This window comes from Candidatus Margulisiibacteriota bacterium (assembly GCA_031268855.1).
GTDB lineage: Bacteria > Margulisbacteria > Termititenacia > Termititenacales > Termititenacaceae > Termititenax.
On sequence record JAIRWS010000012.1, the window covers coordinates 1 to 14,723 of the forward strand.

At 46.9% G+C, this 14,723-nt stretch carries 15 protein-coding genes and 1 tRNA gene; 5 read left to right on the top strand and 11 right to left on the bottom strand.

Annotated features, from left to right (window positions below):
• Positions 1–328 precede the first annotated feature (328 nt).
• The 10 genes from LBJ25_00805 to LBJ25_00850 form a co-directional block, all read right to left on the bottom strand.
• A complete protein-coding gene (locus LBJ25_00805; protein MDR1452504.1) occupies positions 329–2,953 on the bottom strand; it encodes a hypothetical protein in 2,625 nt (874 codons plus the stop codon).
• Positions 2,928–3,371, bottom strand: a complete 444-nt coding sequence (locus LBJ25_00810) for a hypothetical protein (GenBank protein MDR1452505.1) — start codon at positions 3,369–3,371, stop codon at positions 2,928–2,930. Before LBJ25_00810 ends, LBJ25_00805 begins: the two co-directional genes overlap by 26 nt.
• Before the next feature lie 76 nt (positions 3,372–3,447).
• Entirely contained in the window at positions 3,448–4,602 is a 1,155-nt protein-coding gene (locus LBJ25_00815) for an ATP-binding protein (protein ID MDR1452506.1), read from the bottom strand.
• Positions 4,603–4,912: 310 nt separating this feature from the next.
• Positions 4,913–4,989, bottom strand: a tRNA-Met gene (locus LBJ25_00820).
• A gap of 312 nt (positions 4,990–5,301) precedes the next feature.
• Positions 5,302–6,312, bottom strand: coding sequence for a DUF4115 domain-containing protein (locus LBJ25_00825; protein ID MDR1452507.1), 1,011 nt, complete (start codon positions 6,310–6,312; stop codon positions 5,302–5,304).
• Between the two features lie 33 nt (positions 6,313–6,345).
• On the bottom strand, positions 6,346–6,987 hold the full coding sequence (scpB, locus tag LBJ25_00830; protein MDR1452508.1) for an SMC-Scp complex subunit ScpB: 642 nt from the start codon (positions 6,985–6,987) through the stop codon (positions 6,346–6,348).
• Positions 6,965–7,849: a segregation/condensation protein A gene (locus tag LBJ25_00835; GenBank protein MDR1452509.1), complete on the bottom strand. Its 885-nt coding sequence runs from the start codon at positions 7,847–7,849 to the stop codon at positions 6,965–6,967. The genes scpB and LBJ25_00835 overlap by 23 nt, the downstream gene beginning before the upstream one ends.
• Entirely contained in the window at positions 7,846–8,832 is a 987-nt protein-coding gene (locus LBJ25_00840; protein MDR1452510.1) for an NAD(P)-dependent glycerol-3-phosphate dehydrogenase, read from the bottom strand. Before LBJ25_00840 ends, LBJ25_00835 begins: the two co-directional genes overlap by 4 nt.
• Positions 8,825–9,457, bottom strand: coding sequence for a glycerol-3-phosphate 1-O-acyltransferase PlsY (gene plsY, locus LBJ25_00845; GenBank protein ID MDR1452511.1), 633 nt, complete (start codon positions 9,455–9,457; stop codon positions 8,825–8,827). Before plsY ends, LBJ25_00840 begins: the two co-directional genes overlap by 8 nt.
• 71 nt (positions 9,458–9,528) lie before the next feature.
• On the bottom strand, positions 9,529–9,903 hold the full coding sequence (locus LBJ25_00850) for a helix-turn-helix domain-containing protein (GenBank protein ID MDR1452512.1): 375 nt from the start codon (positions 9,901–9,903) through the stop codon (positions 9,529–9,531).
• A 147-nt stretch (positions 9,904–10,050) separates the two neighbouring features.
• Here LBJ25_00850 and LBJ25_00855 point away from each other — a divergent pair, with 147 nt between their 5' ends.
• A complete protein-coding gene (locus LBJ25_00855) occupies positions 10,051–10,743 on the top strand; it encodes a hypothetical protein (protein ID MDR1452513.1) in 693 nt (230 codons plus the stop codon).
• A 17-nt stretch (positions 10,744–10,760) separates the two neighbouring features.
• Here the strand turns inward: LBJ25_00855 and LBJ25_00860 are convergent, their stop codons facing one another.
• Positions 10,761–11,351 (bottom strand): ORF6N domain-containing protein, encoded by a 591-nt coding sequence (locus LBJ25_00860; GenBank protein ID MDR1452514.1) that lies wholly within the window; start codon positions 11,349–11,351, stop codon positions 10,761–10,763.
• Positions 11,352–11,451: 100 nt separating this feature from the next.
• On the opposite strand from LBJ25_00860, the gene LBJ25_00865 reads away from it, so the two are divergent.
• The 4 genes from LBJ25_00865 to LBJ25_00880 all read left to right on the top strand — a co-directional run.
• Positions 11,452–11,937 (top strand): L,D-transpeptidase, encoded by a 486-nt coding sequence (locus LBJ25_00865; protein ID MDR1452515.1) that lies wholly within the window; start codon positions 11,452–11,454, stop codon positions 11,935–11,937.
• Positions 11,938–11,953: 16 nt separating this feature from the next.
• Positions 11,954–12,484 (top strand): FumA C-terminus/TtdB family hydratase beta subunit, encoded by a 531-nt coding sequence (locus LBJ25_00870; protein MDR1452516.1) that lies wholly within the window; start codon positions 11,954–11,956, stop codon positions 12,482–12,484.
• A complete protein-coding gene (locus LBJ25_00875) occupies positions 12,477–13,175 on the top strand; it encodes an alpha/beta hydrolase (protein MDR1452517.1) in 699 nt (232 codons plus the stop codon). The genes LBJ25_00870 and LBJ25_00875 overlap by 8 nt, the downstream gene beginning before the upstream one ends.
• Positions 13,150–14,723: histone-lysine N-methyltransferase (locus tag LBJ25_00880; GenBank protein ID MDR1452518.1), on the top strand; the 1,574-nt coding region annotated here is incomplete at its 3' end. The genes LBJ25_00875 and LBJ25_00880, both read left to right, overlap by 26 nt.

Consider the following 14,723-nt stretch of genomic DNA (forward strand, 5'->3'; position numbering starts at 1 on the left):
GAAAATAAAATATCCCGTGCCATTAGCACACTGGATGTCAAAACACAAAAGGCCGTGCTGGCCATGCTCAAAACTCTGGCCAAAAATCTCAAGTAGCTGGAAATAGGTTTGGCTTTTACTTAACTTTTGTGTTGTAAGCTTGTCACTTCGCGGCTACGCCTTTTCTGCCAAAAAGCCTGCGGTCAACGATGCTGCTGAACAGACCGCTGCGCATTGCTGTCACGATTTTGTCTTGATCGACTTTATTCAGGCCGTCCAGCCAGGGCTTGATTAAATAACGACCGGCAATATATTTTTCAATAAAAATACTGGATTGGATTATTAGGTTTTACATATCTAAATATGGTTTTAGTTTGGTTTCCCAGTCTATATCATAACTAGGGCGATTTCTCAGAAATTCATTTATAAAAGTATCTTTGTCTGTTTTTAATGCTTGGTCTTTAGTAAAGGTATTCTCTTTAATATATTTCATGATTTCTACAATAATATTGTCTGGAGGCACTAACAACCCAGCCCTTGAAGATGACAATTCTCTGACAATCTCAAAAACCAAACGGGTATGATTTTGTAAATCAGTTAATAGAGCATCTTTTAACATATAACCTTCCATTTTTATTTTACGCTTCGTAACCAAGTTATGAAGTTGTTTGATTGCCCATTTTCTGTCAAACTTACCACTCTCATACCACCATTGGAAATTTTCAAACATCGCTTCATTATCATGTTTCATATCTTTAAATTTATCTAATACCAAATCCCACAAATTTATAAATCTAGTTATTATATCTGCGGGTAAGTTTTCTTTTTCGGATGCAAGTGAAACACCAATAAATCGTATCAATTCGTTTCGTTCATCTGGCGCGTCAAAAACGAATTTTAGTAAATCTGAATCTAATTTAATAAGTCCCCGGCCATAAGCAAGCGCAATGTGTTGGCTTGCTCTGTTCTCTGTTGATATATTATCAGCAGAGAATTTATTTTCTAAAACATATTTGTAGACGGACTCTAACAACCCAAATATGTTATTAAAAAACTGCGCGTATTTTAGGTATGACAACCAGGCCGCATCAAATTTATCTTTAGCGCTTTTTACAAAAATCTTGTCTAAATTAGCGGTAGACCATTTTTCAAAATGTGAATTTAACCAGGGATAAAAGCGACCAAACACAGCCCAGGTTTCTGGATATGTGCCAGTTTCTAATAACTTATCAAGCACAGGGAGTACATGTTCGGTGGTTTTCTTATTATTTGATAACCAAAAAGCATAATATATAAGTCCTTCTAGTGCCGTTCCGTGCATAGAATTTATGGCGCTAGTATAAAACTCTCGGTCAGCACGCATAGTGTCTGACTGAACTTCTTTTTTTTCTAGGTGCTCATCCTGTTCCAGTACTAATTTTTTTAATATATTAAATGAATCCGTCAGAAACCCATCCTCAATTATCAGGTCTTTGTAAGACTGCGAATACAAATTAGATATAAGACGAGCAGCTTCGTGTTTAGCCCAATGCCAATTCGGATCTGCCTCCAACCAGGCTTTCCTATCTGGAAAGTTTTTATTTTGTTGGATGACTAATTTGCATAAATCTTGAATTTTACGCCAATCATCCATAGTTTTGTCTTTTACATTATCTAAAGCAAAAAGTACCTTACGAATATATGTCGGTTCGGTTACAGCTTTAAACAATTCCAGTTGTTGCAGATACTTGTTTGGTTGAGTTTCAACAGCTTTTCCCAAAGTATCAGCTAAACCATTTATTGTGGGTGCATCAAAACCAGTTCGTTCTGGTTTCCAGTTTTTCAAGTATTCAACAAGTTTGGGGATGGGCATTTCTGCTATATCCGAGTCTTCTTTGGGGGAGACGCTTCCGTGTAGGGATGTCATATAAGAACTAAAATCAGGATGCTCTCCGTTATTATATGGTTTATATTCTCCATTTTCATCGAATAAAAAGTCTTTATATTTGTCGGTAAATGCTTGAGGCAAATATTTTATTATAGGGTCAATTCTATGGTGAATCCAATGATTGATTTTCCTTGGCTTTGGCCAATATTCGCTATCCTGCTGATAATATTCCTCTTGGGGGCCAGATTCAATGTAGTTCAAGATTTTATTTTGTGCGTCTTGAGACAATTCGCCAAATTTATCTTGCGCCAGATGATAATACTCATGCAAATATCCATGGTCAGAAAATAAATCATAATCCGTGAGATATTTTATTAATAATTGTGGTTCATAATTTTTTTCAACGCGTAATAAATACAGAATAATACGCTTAAATATGGGAAGGTTCTTATCTGCTAATAACTGAAACATTTGATTTATATAGTCTGGTTGATTAGTATTTAATATAGCTAAGCCAGTATCACGGATTGCAGAAACCAACTTATAAGTTACATCGTGTTTTTTATATTCATCTTGAGAATGAATCTCAATCGCTGCGCGACGGATATATCCGGACTGCTCGTAGCTGTTTATTTGTTCTTCTGTAAGCCCAACAAAAATGTTCAGATAAATAGTTACAAGTAAATTAAGTAATGCCAGTGGCTCATGACAAAATAAATCCTGCGCTTTTTTTAATATATTGTCGTACAGCCAGGCGCTGCCCAGTTTAATATCCCTGGCATCAAGAGAATCCCAAGATGTTCCATCGGAAAATGTTTGATGTATAATATGCGTTTTTATGTTGAGTATTTGCTCTATTATTTTTAGAAGTAAATTTCTATTCAAGAGTATTAATCTGTCAAAGACAGCCTCAAAGTCTTTAGGATCGATAAAACCAATCTTTGCTGTGACTGTGAGGTAATTTGCAAATGCCTGCCAGATGACTATAAATTGTTGATCTGGCATTTCAAGCGATAGGCTCTGAATACACCCATAAATAAGCTGCTGGTTTTGTTCTTTGGCAGTTTCCTTATTCATCTCGTCAATCACCGGCTGTATAGTAGCCATGACTGCTCTGGGCAATGCTGTGGCGATCTTCTTTAAATATGGCAAGGCAGCCCAGTATAAATATTCTTGCCCATTCCCAATTTTTTATTTCTTCATCTGATGATTTCCCTTTTTTAATAAAATCAACACTTTTCAAAGCGTCTATGATTTGGTTCTTATAGTCTGTTTCTGTCCGCCTGATAATTGCATTTATGAGTTCCCTGAAACAATGTGCTACGACTGATTGTTTTGCGGGAAATCCAGCTGTTTGCCAAATGTAAATTCCTGCTAGGTATATGTTTTCTGTACCATTATTAAATGTTTTAAGAATTTCAATGATTTTCTGTTGTTTTTCTGTTAAAGATTGTTCAACCAAACTTTCAGGTATCGTATTGGGTATAGCCTCGCTAGTAAAACCAATATAATTTTCTTCTCCCATATCGCTAGATACTCCTAACTTTGCTTATTCGCTCGTAGACGAGCCGACAAATTCGCAAACATAATAATGATTGTCTTTAATGACTGCCTGACATATATTCACTCCACTTTATTACCTTAACATTGCCCGTAGTGAATGAATCTCCAGTGTATATGACATTTTTATCTAGTAGCTTATACCTGCTGGATTTAATGATTTGCTCAAAATAAGTTAGCCCTTTCTCAAACACTTTGTTGTAGGTATAAGCAGATTTTATTTCACATACGCTAAGCGCATTGCCGGATTCAATTATTAAATCTACCTCATTACCAACGGTGTCTCTGAAAAAATATAAGTTATTGCGCTTACCAGAATTGAAAAAATGTTTCAGGGTATTGGCAATAATTAAATTTTCAAAAAGGTGTCCGGTCATATTATTAGTTTGCAGTTCTGTGCTTTTTTGGATGCCTAACAATCTACACACCAAACCAGTGTCAGTAAAATAAATTTTAGCAGATTTAATATACCTTTTGCCAAAATTTTCATAGAAAGGCTGGAGTTTATAAATAACATAGGTTGTTTCTAAAACAGATAACCAGCCCTCAATGGTTTTATGGTCCACGCCTATTTCATTAGCTAGGGAATTATAATTTATGATTGAGCCAACCCTGCCAGCTAATAAAAACAATAATTTTCTGAATAGAGACAAGTTTCTGATATTTACTATTTGTTTGGCATCTCTTTCTACATAAGTATTGATGTATTGATTATAAAACTCAAGCGGGTCTAGTTTTTTAGAAATCAAACCAGGATAACCTCCGTAAAAAATACAATCATAATAGTTTTTAGCTTTGCTTTCAGCGATTGTTAGGGGTAGTAAGGTTGCATAGGCGGCTCTGCCGGCAAGAGATTGGCTTATCTTTTCTGATAGAAGTAGATTTTCACTTCCAGAGATCACAAAATTACCCATTTTGCCAATCTCATCGGAATATACTTGCAGATAAGACATTAATTTAGAGTATTTCTGCACTTCGTCTATGATGACTTTTTCTTTATTGTTGCGCATAAAGCCACCGGGGTCAGATTCAATCTGAACAAGGGTATCTGGATTTTCCAGGTTAAAGTATTTATAGTTCTTGAAACATTCCTTTATAAGGGTGGTTTTACCGCTTTGCCTGGGGCCGACTATAGCAATGACGGGAAATTGAGTTTTTAGTTTTTTAATATAACCAGACATCTCTCTGTTAATCATATGATAAGCATATCATATCTCTATCATTTTGGGAATTCAATTCCCAAAATACAGAATATTTGTAGTTTGGTTTTTAATCCAGAATTTTCAAGTGTTTTCTTAATGTTGTTCGTAAAATTCGTCTGCTGGCTTGCGCTGAACATACTTTTTAGGTTGGCAGTCCTTGTAGCTGCTACGTGTATCGTGTTCTAACGTTTTTTACTTGACTTGTCATTTTATCCGTAATGGCACAATTGACTTGTATATTATAAACTTGTCTCTGCGCCTGCTCCGCAGGCTTGAGGCCAAAATTTTCGCTATGCGAAAATTTTGGTAGCGGGGGGCAGAATCGAACCGCCGACCTATGGGTTATGAATCCATCGCTCTCACCAGCTGAGCTACCCCGCCAAATGTTAGAAAATTATAGCATATCTAACGCTCTCACCAGCTGACCCGAACTTAACAAGGGCTGAAAGCCCGACGTTAAGAGAGGGCAACAAGGCCACATAGTGGCCGCCGTTAGCTACCCCGCCAGATGTTGAAAAATTATAGCATATCTAGTACTCTCACCAGCTGACCCGAACTTAACGAGGGCTGAAAGCCCGACGTTAAGTGAGGGAAAGCCGCTGGCTCGGTCAGCCAGCGGCACTTCCTCGGTGGCTTGAGGCCACCGTCGGTCGCAAGGCCACGCAGCAGTGGCCGCCGTTAGCTACCCTGCCGTCAGAGAAAACCAAAAATCGAATTTCTGTTTGTTGTTGCCGGCGCGGCCGGCACTTCGTTGACCGGAGCCGCTTGCTGAGTGGCTGGAGCCGGGGTAGGAGCGGCGGCCGACGCAGGCTCTCTGACTGGCGGCCTGGGCGCGGGCGGCGGAGTGTCTTTCTTTTCTTGATTGCCCGGCGTGAAGAAAGTTTTTTCTAGCATAGTGGACTGCTCGTCGAGCACGCCAGCATCTTTGCCATTGACATACAGACGCAGATTGCGCGGGATCGTGGCGCGGATTTTGATGTACTGGTCGCCTTCCCAGGTCTTGCTGTCACCGCGCTCCAGATTGCCCTGAAAAATTGTGCGGCCGTCGATGATGACGGAAATATAAGTCCGGTTCAGTGCTGTGGCGTCAATGTAAACCTTGTTCGGGTTGAAATTTTGCTGCTTGGACTCCGGCGTGTCTTTAGAATTCAGCCGCGGAACATCGGTTTGCTGGCGCAGATTGGTATTGGTAATGCCGTTCAGCGAAGAATTAATGCTGTAAATAAAAATTCCGCCGGCACAGACGAACAACACCACGCCCAAAGCCAGCCGCCAGAGCCATTTGTTGTTTCTCTTATTGCGCGTGGAGTGAAAATTGTTAAATCCGGGCGCGTTCATTGACCTCATACCGTTGGGAAAAAGCGTGCGCTTGTCGACGGTCAGGCCGACTTGCACTTTCGCTACGGCGCGTTTATGACCGGCCTCGCCGGGAAAAAGCGCGTTAAATTCCGCGGCGATTTCCTCGACGGACAGTCCCAGAAAAACAGCGTACACTTTGGCGAAGCCTTTGGCCGTGACCGGATTCGGCAGCTTTTGGAATTCATCCTGCTCCAAATATTCCAGAAAAGTTTTTTTAATTTTAATTTGTTCGGCTGCCTCAGACAGACCTAACTGTTTGGCCTCGCGCGCCTGTTTCAGACGCTGGCCGAGAGTGAGGTTTTCCGGCGCTGGATCACCCGGCGCTCCTAAAATATTGTCTGTCATAATGTTGTAATTCTACACTATTTTAGCAAATATTCAATTTTGCGGAGATTTTGCGGCTGATACCGGATCGTCAGCGGTTGAGATTATTGCGGCGGTTTGCGCCGCCGCGAACTGCTGGAGCTTTTCCGCGGTTGTTTCCTGATCGGTCGCCATTTTGAATTTTGGTTCGGGCGGCAGATCCTGCAGGTTTTTAAGCCCAAAATGCCGCAAAAATTTTTCGGTTGTGCCATAAAGGGTCGGCCGGCCAAGGCCTTCGGAGCGGCCTTGTTCCTCGACAAGCTCTTTGTCCTGCAGCGACTTGACTATCCAGTCGGAATTAAGACCGCGGATCGCCTCGAGCTCGCTTTTGGAGACCGGCTGGCGGTAGGCGATGATCGTCAGTGTTTCCATGGCCGCCGCGGACAGCGAAAATTCCTGCGGCGTGTTGATGTATAGTTCCAGCGGCTTGGAGTATTCCGGCTTGGTCGCAAATTGATAACCGTCGGAGATATTGACGATTTGCAAGCCGTGTGCCGGATCGGCGTATTGGGCGGTCAGCTCCGCGATGAGCTGCAGTGTGGTTTCTTCCGGCGTTTCCAGATAACGCGCCAATTGTTCCAGCAGCAGCGGCTGCCGCGCCATGAACAGCAAAATTTCCAGCTGCGGCAGTAAATTATTGAGCGCTGTTTCCGTCATTTTCTTTTAATTCTCCCGTTGTTCCTGCCGTCAAATCCACGACCGTGTTGTACTCTGCTTCGTCAAATTCCACCGGCTGGGCGCCGATATTTTTGCGCGCCGAAATTTCAATGTCGTCAAATATAGCATTTTGGGCGACAAGAATAAACTGCTGCCGCACCAGTTCCAGCATAGCGATAAAAGTAGCGATGATTTCGCTGCGGTCGTTCAGATTTTGGAAAAATTCAGAGAGCAGCGCCGCGGCCGGCGAATCTTTCAGGCGTTCAATGATCTGCTGCATTTTCTCGCGCACCGGAAAGATCCTGGGTAGCGGTATCGTAATATCGGCGCCGCTGGCGATAAAATTCTGCCAGACGCGGTTAAAAGCCTTGACCAGCAGCTCGACCTGCGCGTTGCGGAAAACGATATTTTTTTCCGCGGGCAGCGCGTTCAAATAATCATTGTTAATAGCGTCTCTGGTGTGCACATGCGCGTAAGCGTCTCCGCGCTGCAACAGATTTTTGGTCAGCTTCTTGAAAGCCTTGTATTGAATAAGCCGCTCCAGGAACAAACGTTTTTCCGCGGCAAAATTCGGATCCGCCTCGGGGCCGGGATCTTCCGGCAGCAATTTTTTGGATTTTAAATGGATCAAAAACGCGGCGACTTCCAGAAAATGACTGCTGATCTCCAGATTTAATTCCTGCATTTTGTGCAAATGTTCTAAATACGCCGCGGTGATCTTGCTGAGCGACACGTCAAAAATCTCAACCTTGTCTTCGTCGATCAATTTCAGCAGCAGATCAAAAGGCCCCGCAAAAACTTCCAGCTGCACCTGAAAATCGTCGTTGGGCTGGAATTCCAATTCTGTTTCGGCTGCGCTCATATGCTCTCCGCTTTCAGGTCCCGCGACATCAAAGCCGCGATCGCGGCCTGGATCGGCTTGTCTTGATACAGGATAGCATACATTTGTTCGGTCAGCGGCATCGGTGTGCCGGTTTTTTGCGCCAGCGCGTAAGCCAGTTTTGTGGTCGGCACGCCTTCCGCCACCGCTTTGAGATTTTGCAAAATCTCCGCGAGTTTTTTGCCTTGCGCGAGCTGTTCGCCGACAGTGTGATTGCGGCTTAGGGCGCTGGAGCAGGTGGTGATAAGATCGCCCATGCCGGCCAGGCCAAAAATTGTTTCAGATCGACCGCCCAGTGTGATAGTCAATTTGGCTATTTCGACCATGCCGCGGACAAGCAGCGCGGCTTTGGTGTTGTTGCCGAGCTGCAGGCCGTCGACAATTCCCGCGGCGATGGCGATAATATTTTTGAGCGTGCCGCCGTACTCAGTGCCGATGACATCGTTATTGGTGTACACACGAAAATAGCTGTTATTAAAAAGCTTTTGTATGGTTTGAGCCGTCGCGCTGTTTTCGGAGGCGATGACGGTGGTAGCTGGTTTTTGCTCGGCGATCTCGCGCGAGATATTTGGCCCGGACAGCACGGCGGTCTTGGTGAAATATTCCGCCAGCACTTCGGACATGCGTTTGCCAGTGGTTTCGTCGAGGCCTTTGGTCGCGGAGAGGATCAGGCGGTTCGGCGGCGCGAGGTCTTTGAGCTGTTGGACAGTCTGCCGGTAATACTGAGAGGCGGTAACAATGACGATCAGTTCCGCGCCCGCTAAAGTTTCGGCCAATACGGCGCTGCCCTGGATTTTGTCGGGTAAAATTATACCGGGCAATAATTCTTTGTTTTCGCGCGCGTTGATCTGCGCGGCGATGACCGCGTTGTGGCACCAGATCGTCACGGCGTGGCCGTTTTCCGCCAAAATTTTAGCGAGCGTCGTGCCCCAAGCCCCGCAGCCCAAGATCGCGGCTTTAACCATTTTGTTTCCCTGTGATCCGGGTTTCTGTGCCCGCGACGAGTCGTCGAATATTGGGAATGTGCTTGAGCCAGACAAAAATTACCGCGGCCAGCGTGAGCAGCTGATACGCCGGATACGGCGAAAAAATCAGGAACAAAATTAACGCCAGCGCGCCAGCGGCTAGACTGGCGACAGATTGATAGCCGGTGAGCTGCCGGACGAGCAGGGTAAACGCGGCGATGGCCAAAAAAATGCGCCAGTCTAATGCTAACGCGATGCCAAGGCCAGCCGCCGCGGACTTGCCGCCGCGAAAACCGATAAACACCGACGCCGAATGACCAACCAGAGCCAAAAAGCCGCAAATTACCACCAGCCAGGCATTGTTGGGATCGGTGGCGGGCGGAAAAAGCCGCAGTCCCAGATAGACGGCCAAAGCGCCTTTGGCGGCGTCAAGCGCGAGAACCGCCAGTCCCCACCCCTGACCGCAGGCGCGGATAACATTGGTCGCGCCAGTCGAGCCGGAGCCGATCTTAAAAATATCCACGCCGCAGAGCTTAGCCGCGATCACGCCAAAAGGCACGGCGCCGAGCAGATAAGCGGCGCCAAAAACCAGCAGCGCGTTTGACATGACCGAAATATTCAACATGGGCTAAATTCTAACAGGACTGATTCTATAAAGACAACATCGGTTCGACTACGCTCACCGACCGAACTGCTTTACCGACCGTTATAAATTTTTAAAACTTTCAGAAAAAATGTCTGCGCGGGTTTTTCCAGCTTATTGGTTTCTTTGATTATTTTGTTTAAGAGAGTGTTTTTCTGGAGCAGGCTGTCCCGGCGGCTGTTTGTCCGCACTTTCACATCTTTAAAAAAATATTCCGGCGGTACGTTGAGGCTCCTGGCTATTTTGAGCAGCGTGTCCAGACGCGGAGTGTTTTTGCCTTTCATCACATAGTAAAAATTGGAGTATTCCAGACCGGCGTTGAGCGCGGCTTCCTCGATTGATAAATTCAGCGTCTGTAGCAAATTTACTATTTTGGCGGAAATTGACCGGCGCAAAGCGCAGTCCAGCGTCTCGTTTTTTTTGTCCATGACCAATATCCTCCAGCTATCTGCTTTGGTCAATTGTAGTTTTTTTAAAGGCCGCTCATTATATTGTTTTATCAAAATAAAAATAGTTTGACATACACAAAAAAGGGCGTTATAATTATTAAAACCAAAAACAAAGGGGGATTTTTTATGACTATAGCTAAAGGCCAGCCGATGGTGGCGGACGATTTACTGCATCTGCTGTTCTTTCCCAAAGGCACAATTTTAATGTTCAGCGGCAGCGAATATACTGAGCTGACCAATGCCGCGGCTACCGCTTACAAGGATGTCTGGAAATTGTGTGATGGCCAGAACGGTACGCCGGATTTGATAGATAAATTTATCCGGGCCGGCGCTAGCAGCGGCGGTGTTGGCGGCAGCGACAGCGTGACTCTGACCGCGGTCAATATCCCCGCGCATAATCATGGTTTGTCCAATGTCACCGTTGGCGCTGGCGATCACGTGCATGCAATAAGTGGCACTGCGGCTAGTGAAGGCGGGCATATGCATACGGTGAGCGGCAATGTGGACAGCGGCGGAGTCCATAGACATGCAATAAATATGCTGAACAGTAATGGCAAGCATTCAGGCAGTAACAATAATCCTAGCTGGGATTATACTGCCAGCACGTATTATACAGAAACCGGCGGCGAACATGGTCATACTTTTTCTAACGGCGTGGCATCCGGCGGCGGGCACACGCACCCCCTGTCCGGTACGGCGACCGGTGGCAGCCATAGCCACACGCTGACTGGCTCGACGGACAGTTCCAGCGGAACAGCCAGCCCTGTTGGTATTGTGCCCAGCTATTACACGCTGGTGTATATTATGAAAGTAAAGTAGTCTAACTTTTGTTGAGTTTATTTCCGCGGCGCGAAACCCCAGAGTTTGTTCTGCTCTTTGTCCTCTGTATAAGTCAGCCGTTGCTGGAAAGTTTCGTCATTTTGCAGCAACTGTTTAATAGCGTCAAAAATGGCGGCGATTTGCTGGTTGTGCTCCAGCAGTTTGCCGTGTTGTTTTTCCTGCTGCTGCAAAATCTGCTCCAATTTGACCTGCAAATCTTTATGCGTGAGCATGATTTTGCGCAATCTGGTAAAAGTGCGCATAATTTGAATATTGACCTGAATAGCTTGTGGACTGTTTAACACGCTGGAAAGCATGGCTATACCCTGTTCTGTGAAAACGTAAGGCAGATATTTGATGTTGGAACCAGAACCTTTTTTCAAGGTTCCATTTTGGAACCTTGAAATTTCCGCTTCTTTAGCGGTAAGCTGGAACATAAAATCTTCCGGAAACCGCTCGATGTTCCTTCTTACGGCTTTGTTTAGATTTTTGGTTAACACACCGTAAAGACTGGCTAAATCTCTATCCAGCATGACTTTTTTACCGCGTAACAACAAAATCTTGTTTTCGATGACCTCTACCGGGATTAATTCTTTGGCAGTTGGCATATTTTCTCCTTTCTTTAATTTATTATGTGGTTGCAAGATTTATGCCAGTTGGCAAAAAACTTCGCAATTATGAAACGCCGAATTTTGCTATACTTCTTTGATGCGTAAACTGTTGATTTTGCTTCTGCTCTGCGCCGGTTGTCTGGCTTTTGATCTGGCTGACCTTTATTACCGGCAAAAGATTTCCAGCAATATTATAGTAGCGCACAAGGCGAAAAAATATTTGACGCTTTATCAGGCCGGCGGTTCTTACCGTTATCCGATCGCCACCGGCCAAAACACTGGTGACAAGCAGGCTGTTGGCGACCGGCGCACGCCAGAAGGCGTTTTTCGGATCGTGTCTATCGAGCCGTCGGAAACCTGGGCTTTTGATTTTGGCGATGGGCTGGGGCCGATCACCGGCGCCTATGGCCCCTGGTTTTTGCGCTTCGACGGGAAATGGGACGGCATTGCCATTCACGGAACGCATGACGACTCCACGATCGGCCGCGACGACACGCATGGCTGCATCCGCCTGCGCAACGTCGATTTGCTGGAATTAAAAGACCGCGTAACTATCAATTATCCGGTAGTCGTCCTGCCGTAAAAAGAAGGTGTAAGGTATGGTTTACAAGGTAAATTTGCCTTTGGCGCAAAAAGATATTTTAAAATTTAGATCAGGGGACGAGCTTTTTTTAAGCGGTGTTATTTACACAGCCCGCGATGCCGCGCATCAAAAGATCCAGAAGCTTTTGCGGGAAAATCAGCCGCTGCCTTTTCCGCTGGAAAAGCAGGTGATCTATTATGCTGGCCCTACACCCGCGCCGGCCGGCAAGCCGATCGGCTCCATAGGCCCGACGACCAGCGACCGTATGGATCCTTTCACGCCGGAATTGCTGGCGCGCGGTGTGGCCGCGGTTATCGGCAAAGGGCCGCGCGCGCCGGAAGTCAAAGCCGCTTTGCGGCAAAATCAAGCGCTGTACCTCGGCGCGATTGGCGGCGCGGGGGCTTTGCTGGCGCGGTCGGTCAGCGCCGCGGAAATAATCGCCTTCTCTGAACTGGGCACGGAGGCCGTGCGCCGCCTGACCGTCAAAGATTTTCCGGTGACGGTCATTTACGACACCTACGGCGGGGATCTTTATTGGCATGCGTAAGCGGCCGCTGATTTTCATCCCCGGCTGGAACATCCGCGCGGAGTTTCTGAAAAATTTTGCCGAAAATTTTGCGGATCATGAAGTGCATTATTTCACACCGCCGCTGATAACCGGCGGTGACGCGTATCGGCAGGCGGTCGGAGCTTTGCGGAAATTTAGCGCGGAGAGAAACATTATTGAGCCAATTTTGCTGGGCTGGTCAATGGGCGGGCAGCTGGCTTTATTGGCGGCGCGAGAGCTGCGGCCGCGGGCGGTCCTGCTGGTCAGCTCCGCGGCGGTGTTCTCACGGGACGCGGCGGCGCAAAAAAAATTTTACCTGGCCTGCCAGCGGAATTTTTCCAGCGCGGCGGGACATTTTCTGCGGCTGATGGGCAGCGCGCCGGCAGAAAACTTGCTGCTGCAAAAATATTTTATTGACGCTAAAGCCAGCGCCTTAAATTATCTGCGGGCTTTGCACGCCGCCGATCTGACCGCTGCCGTACGGGACGGCCGTTATCCGCTGGGTATTCTGCACGCGCGCGGAGACAGGATCATTCCGTTCAGCGCGGTCGGATATTTGCGGAGTTTGCGTCCGGATGCGGTTTGGCAGGAAATTGCCGGCGCCGAACATTGTCCGTTTTTTTCGTATTGTGATAAAATAACCAACCTGCTGAATAAGGTGGTGCATGGTAAAAAAAGAGAAAAAATATAAACTGCGAGACGTGGCCGAACCGAATCTGTACGAAAATTATTTTGAGTACAGCAAGGTGCCGGTGATTGAGTTTGAAAAAAAGACCGTGCCAACGCTGCGGCTCAAGGACACCTGGATCACAGACACGACTTTCCGCGACGGCCAGCAGTCCCGCCCGCCCTATGATGTTGAGCAGATCGTGCAGCTCTATAAATTTCTGCACAAATTGAGCGGCGAACACGGCGTGATCCGCCAGTCGGAATTTTTCCTTTACACGGATAAAGATAAAAAAGCCGTGGAAAAATGCCTGGAGCTGGGTTATAAATTTCCAGAGGTCACTGGCTGGATCCGCGCGGTCAAAGAAGATTTTAAGCTGGTCAAAGCGATGGGTTTGAAAGAAACCGGTATTTTGACTTCCTCATCGGATTATCATATTTTTTTGAAGCTGAAAAAAAACCGTCGGCAGGTGCTGGAAGATTATCTGGCGGTGGTGGATGCGGCGCTAGAAGAGGGCGTGCAGCCGCGCTGTCATTTTGAGGATATTACCCGCGCGGATTTTGTCGGCTTTGTCCTGCCTTTCGCGCAGGCGCTCATGGAGCGTAGCCGGCAGGCCAAAATTCCGATCAAGATCCGCGCCTGCGACACGCTGGGTCTGGGGCTGCCGTACCCCAATGCGCCGCTGCCGCGCAGTGTGCCTAAGATCTTTCACGCCCTGCGTCAGGAGGCCGGCGTGCCTGCCGAATTGCTGGAGTGGCACGGCCACAATGATTTTCACAAAGTGCTTATCAATGCGACGACGGCCTGGCTGTACGGCTGCGCGGCGGTCAACGGCACGCTGCTGGGCTGGGGCGAGCGCACCGGCAACGCGCCGCTGGAGGGCCTGCTCATGGACTATATCGCCATGCACGGCGGCGACACCTGTGGTATCGACACGACGATCATCACGGACGTGGCGCGTTATTATCACGATGACCTCGGCGATCCGATCTCGCCCAATCAGCCTTTTGTCGGGCGTGATTTCAATACAACGCGCGCGGGCATTCATGCGGACGGCGCGATCAAGAACGAGCGCATTTACAATATTTTTGACACCGGCAGGCTGCTCAACCGCCCGATGTCCGTAGCGGTCACCGATAAATCCGGCACAGCAGGCATCGCTTTTTGGATCAACGAGCGTTTTCGCCTGCCCGAGGAGAGAAAAATTGCTAAAGACGATCCGCGTCTGCAGCGTATTTACAAATGGGTCATGGCACAGTACGCCAAAGACCGCGTGTCCACGATCTCCGAGGCCGAGCTGATCGATCAGACCAAAAAAAATCTGCCGAGCTTGTTCCATTCTGATCTGGAAGGCTTGAAGAAAAAAGGCAGCCGTTTGGCAATTGCCGTGATCAACAGTTTGGCGGACAAATACCGCGCGGAGCTGCTGACCCTCGATCCGGCGGTTATCGAGCCGATCCTGCAGGACTTCTGCGCCAGCGAAGCGTTTATCAAATTGATCTATGTCGTCGATCCGCAAGGACACAAACTTACGCGTAATATCACGCAGCCGGAGGACGAAACCAAATACAG

What these genes read in the sequence shown, in the direction of transcription:
- plsY (MDR1452511.1), bottom strand. Translation starts at nt 9,457, where the DNA reads ATGTTGAATATTTCGGTCATGTCAAACGCGCTGCTGGTTTTTGGCGCC.
- LBJ25_00840 (MDR1452510.1), bottom strand. Translation starts at nt 8,832, where the DNA reads ATGGTTAAAGCCGCGATCTTGGGCTGCGGGGCTTGGGGCACGACGCTC.
- LBJ25_00805 (MDR1452504.1), bottom strand. Translation starts at nt 2,953, where the DNA reads ATGGCTACTATACAGCCGGTGATTGACGAGATGAATAAGGAAACTGCC.
- LBJ25_00850 (MDR1452512.1), bottom strand. Translation starts at nt 9,903, where the DNA reads ATGGACAAAAAAAACGAGACGCTGGACTGCGCTTTGCGCCGGTCAATT.
- LBJ25_00825 (MDR1452507.1), bottom strand. Translation starts at nt 6,312, where the DNA reads ATGACAGACAATATTTTAGGAGCGCCGGGTGATCCAGCGCCGGAAAAC.
- LBJ25_00855 (MDR1452513.1), top strand. Translation starts at nt 10,051, where the DNA reads ATGACTATAGCTAAAGGCCAGCCGATGGTGGCGGACGATTTACTGCAT.
- LBJ25_00865 (MDR1452515.1), top strand. Translation starts at nt 11,452, where the DNA reads ATGCGTAAACTGTTGATTTTGCTTCTGCTCTGCGCCGGTTGTCTGGCT.
- LBJ25_00870 (MDR1452516.1), top strand. Translation starts at nt 11,954, where the DNA reads ATGGTTTACAAGGTAAATTTGCCTTTGGCGCAAAAAGATATTTTAAAA.
- LBJ25_00860 (MDR1452514.1), bottom strand. Translation starts at nt 11,351, where the DNA reads ATGCCAACTGCCAAAGAATTAATCCCGGTAGAGGTCATCGAAAACAAG.
- LBJ25_00875 (MDR1452517.1), top strand. Translation starts at nt 12,477, where the DNA reads ATGCGTAAGCGGCCGCTGATTTTCATCCCCGGCTGGAACATCCGCGCG.
- LBJ25_00815 (MDR1452506.1), bottom strand. Translation starts at nt 4,602, where the DNA reads ATGATTAACAGAGAGATGTCTGGTTATATTAAAAAACTAAAAACTCAA.
- LBJ25_00835 (MDR1452509.1), bottom strand. Translation starts at nt 7,849, where the DNA reads ATGAGCGCAGCCGAAACAGAATTGGAATTCCAGCCCAACGACGATTTT.
- scpB (MDR1452508.1), bottom strand. Translation starts at nt 6,987, where the DNA reads ATGACGGAAACAGCGCTCAATAATTTACTGCCGCAGCTGGAAATTTTG.
- LBJ25_00810 (MDR1452505.1), bottom strand. Translation starts at nt 3,371, where the DNA reads ATGGGAGAAGAAAATTATATTGGTTTTACTAGCGAGGCTATACCCAAT.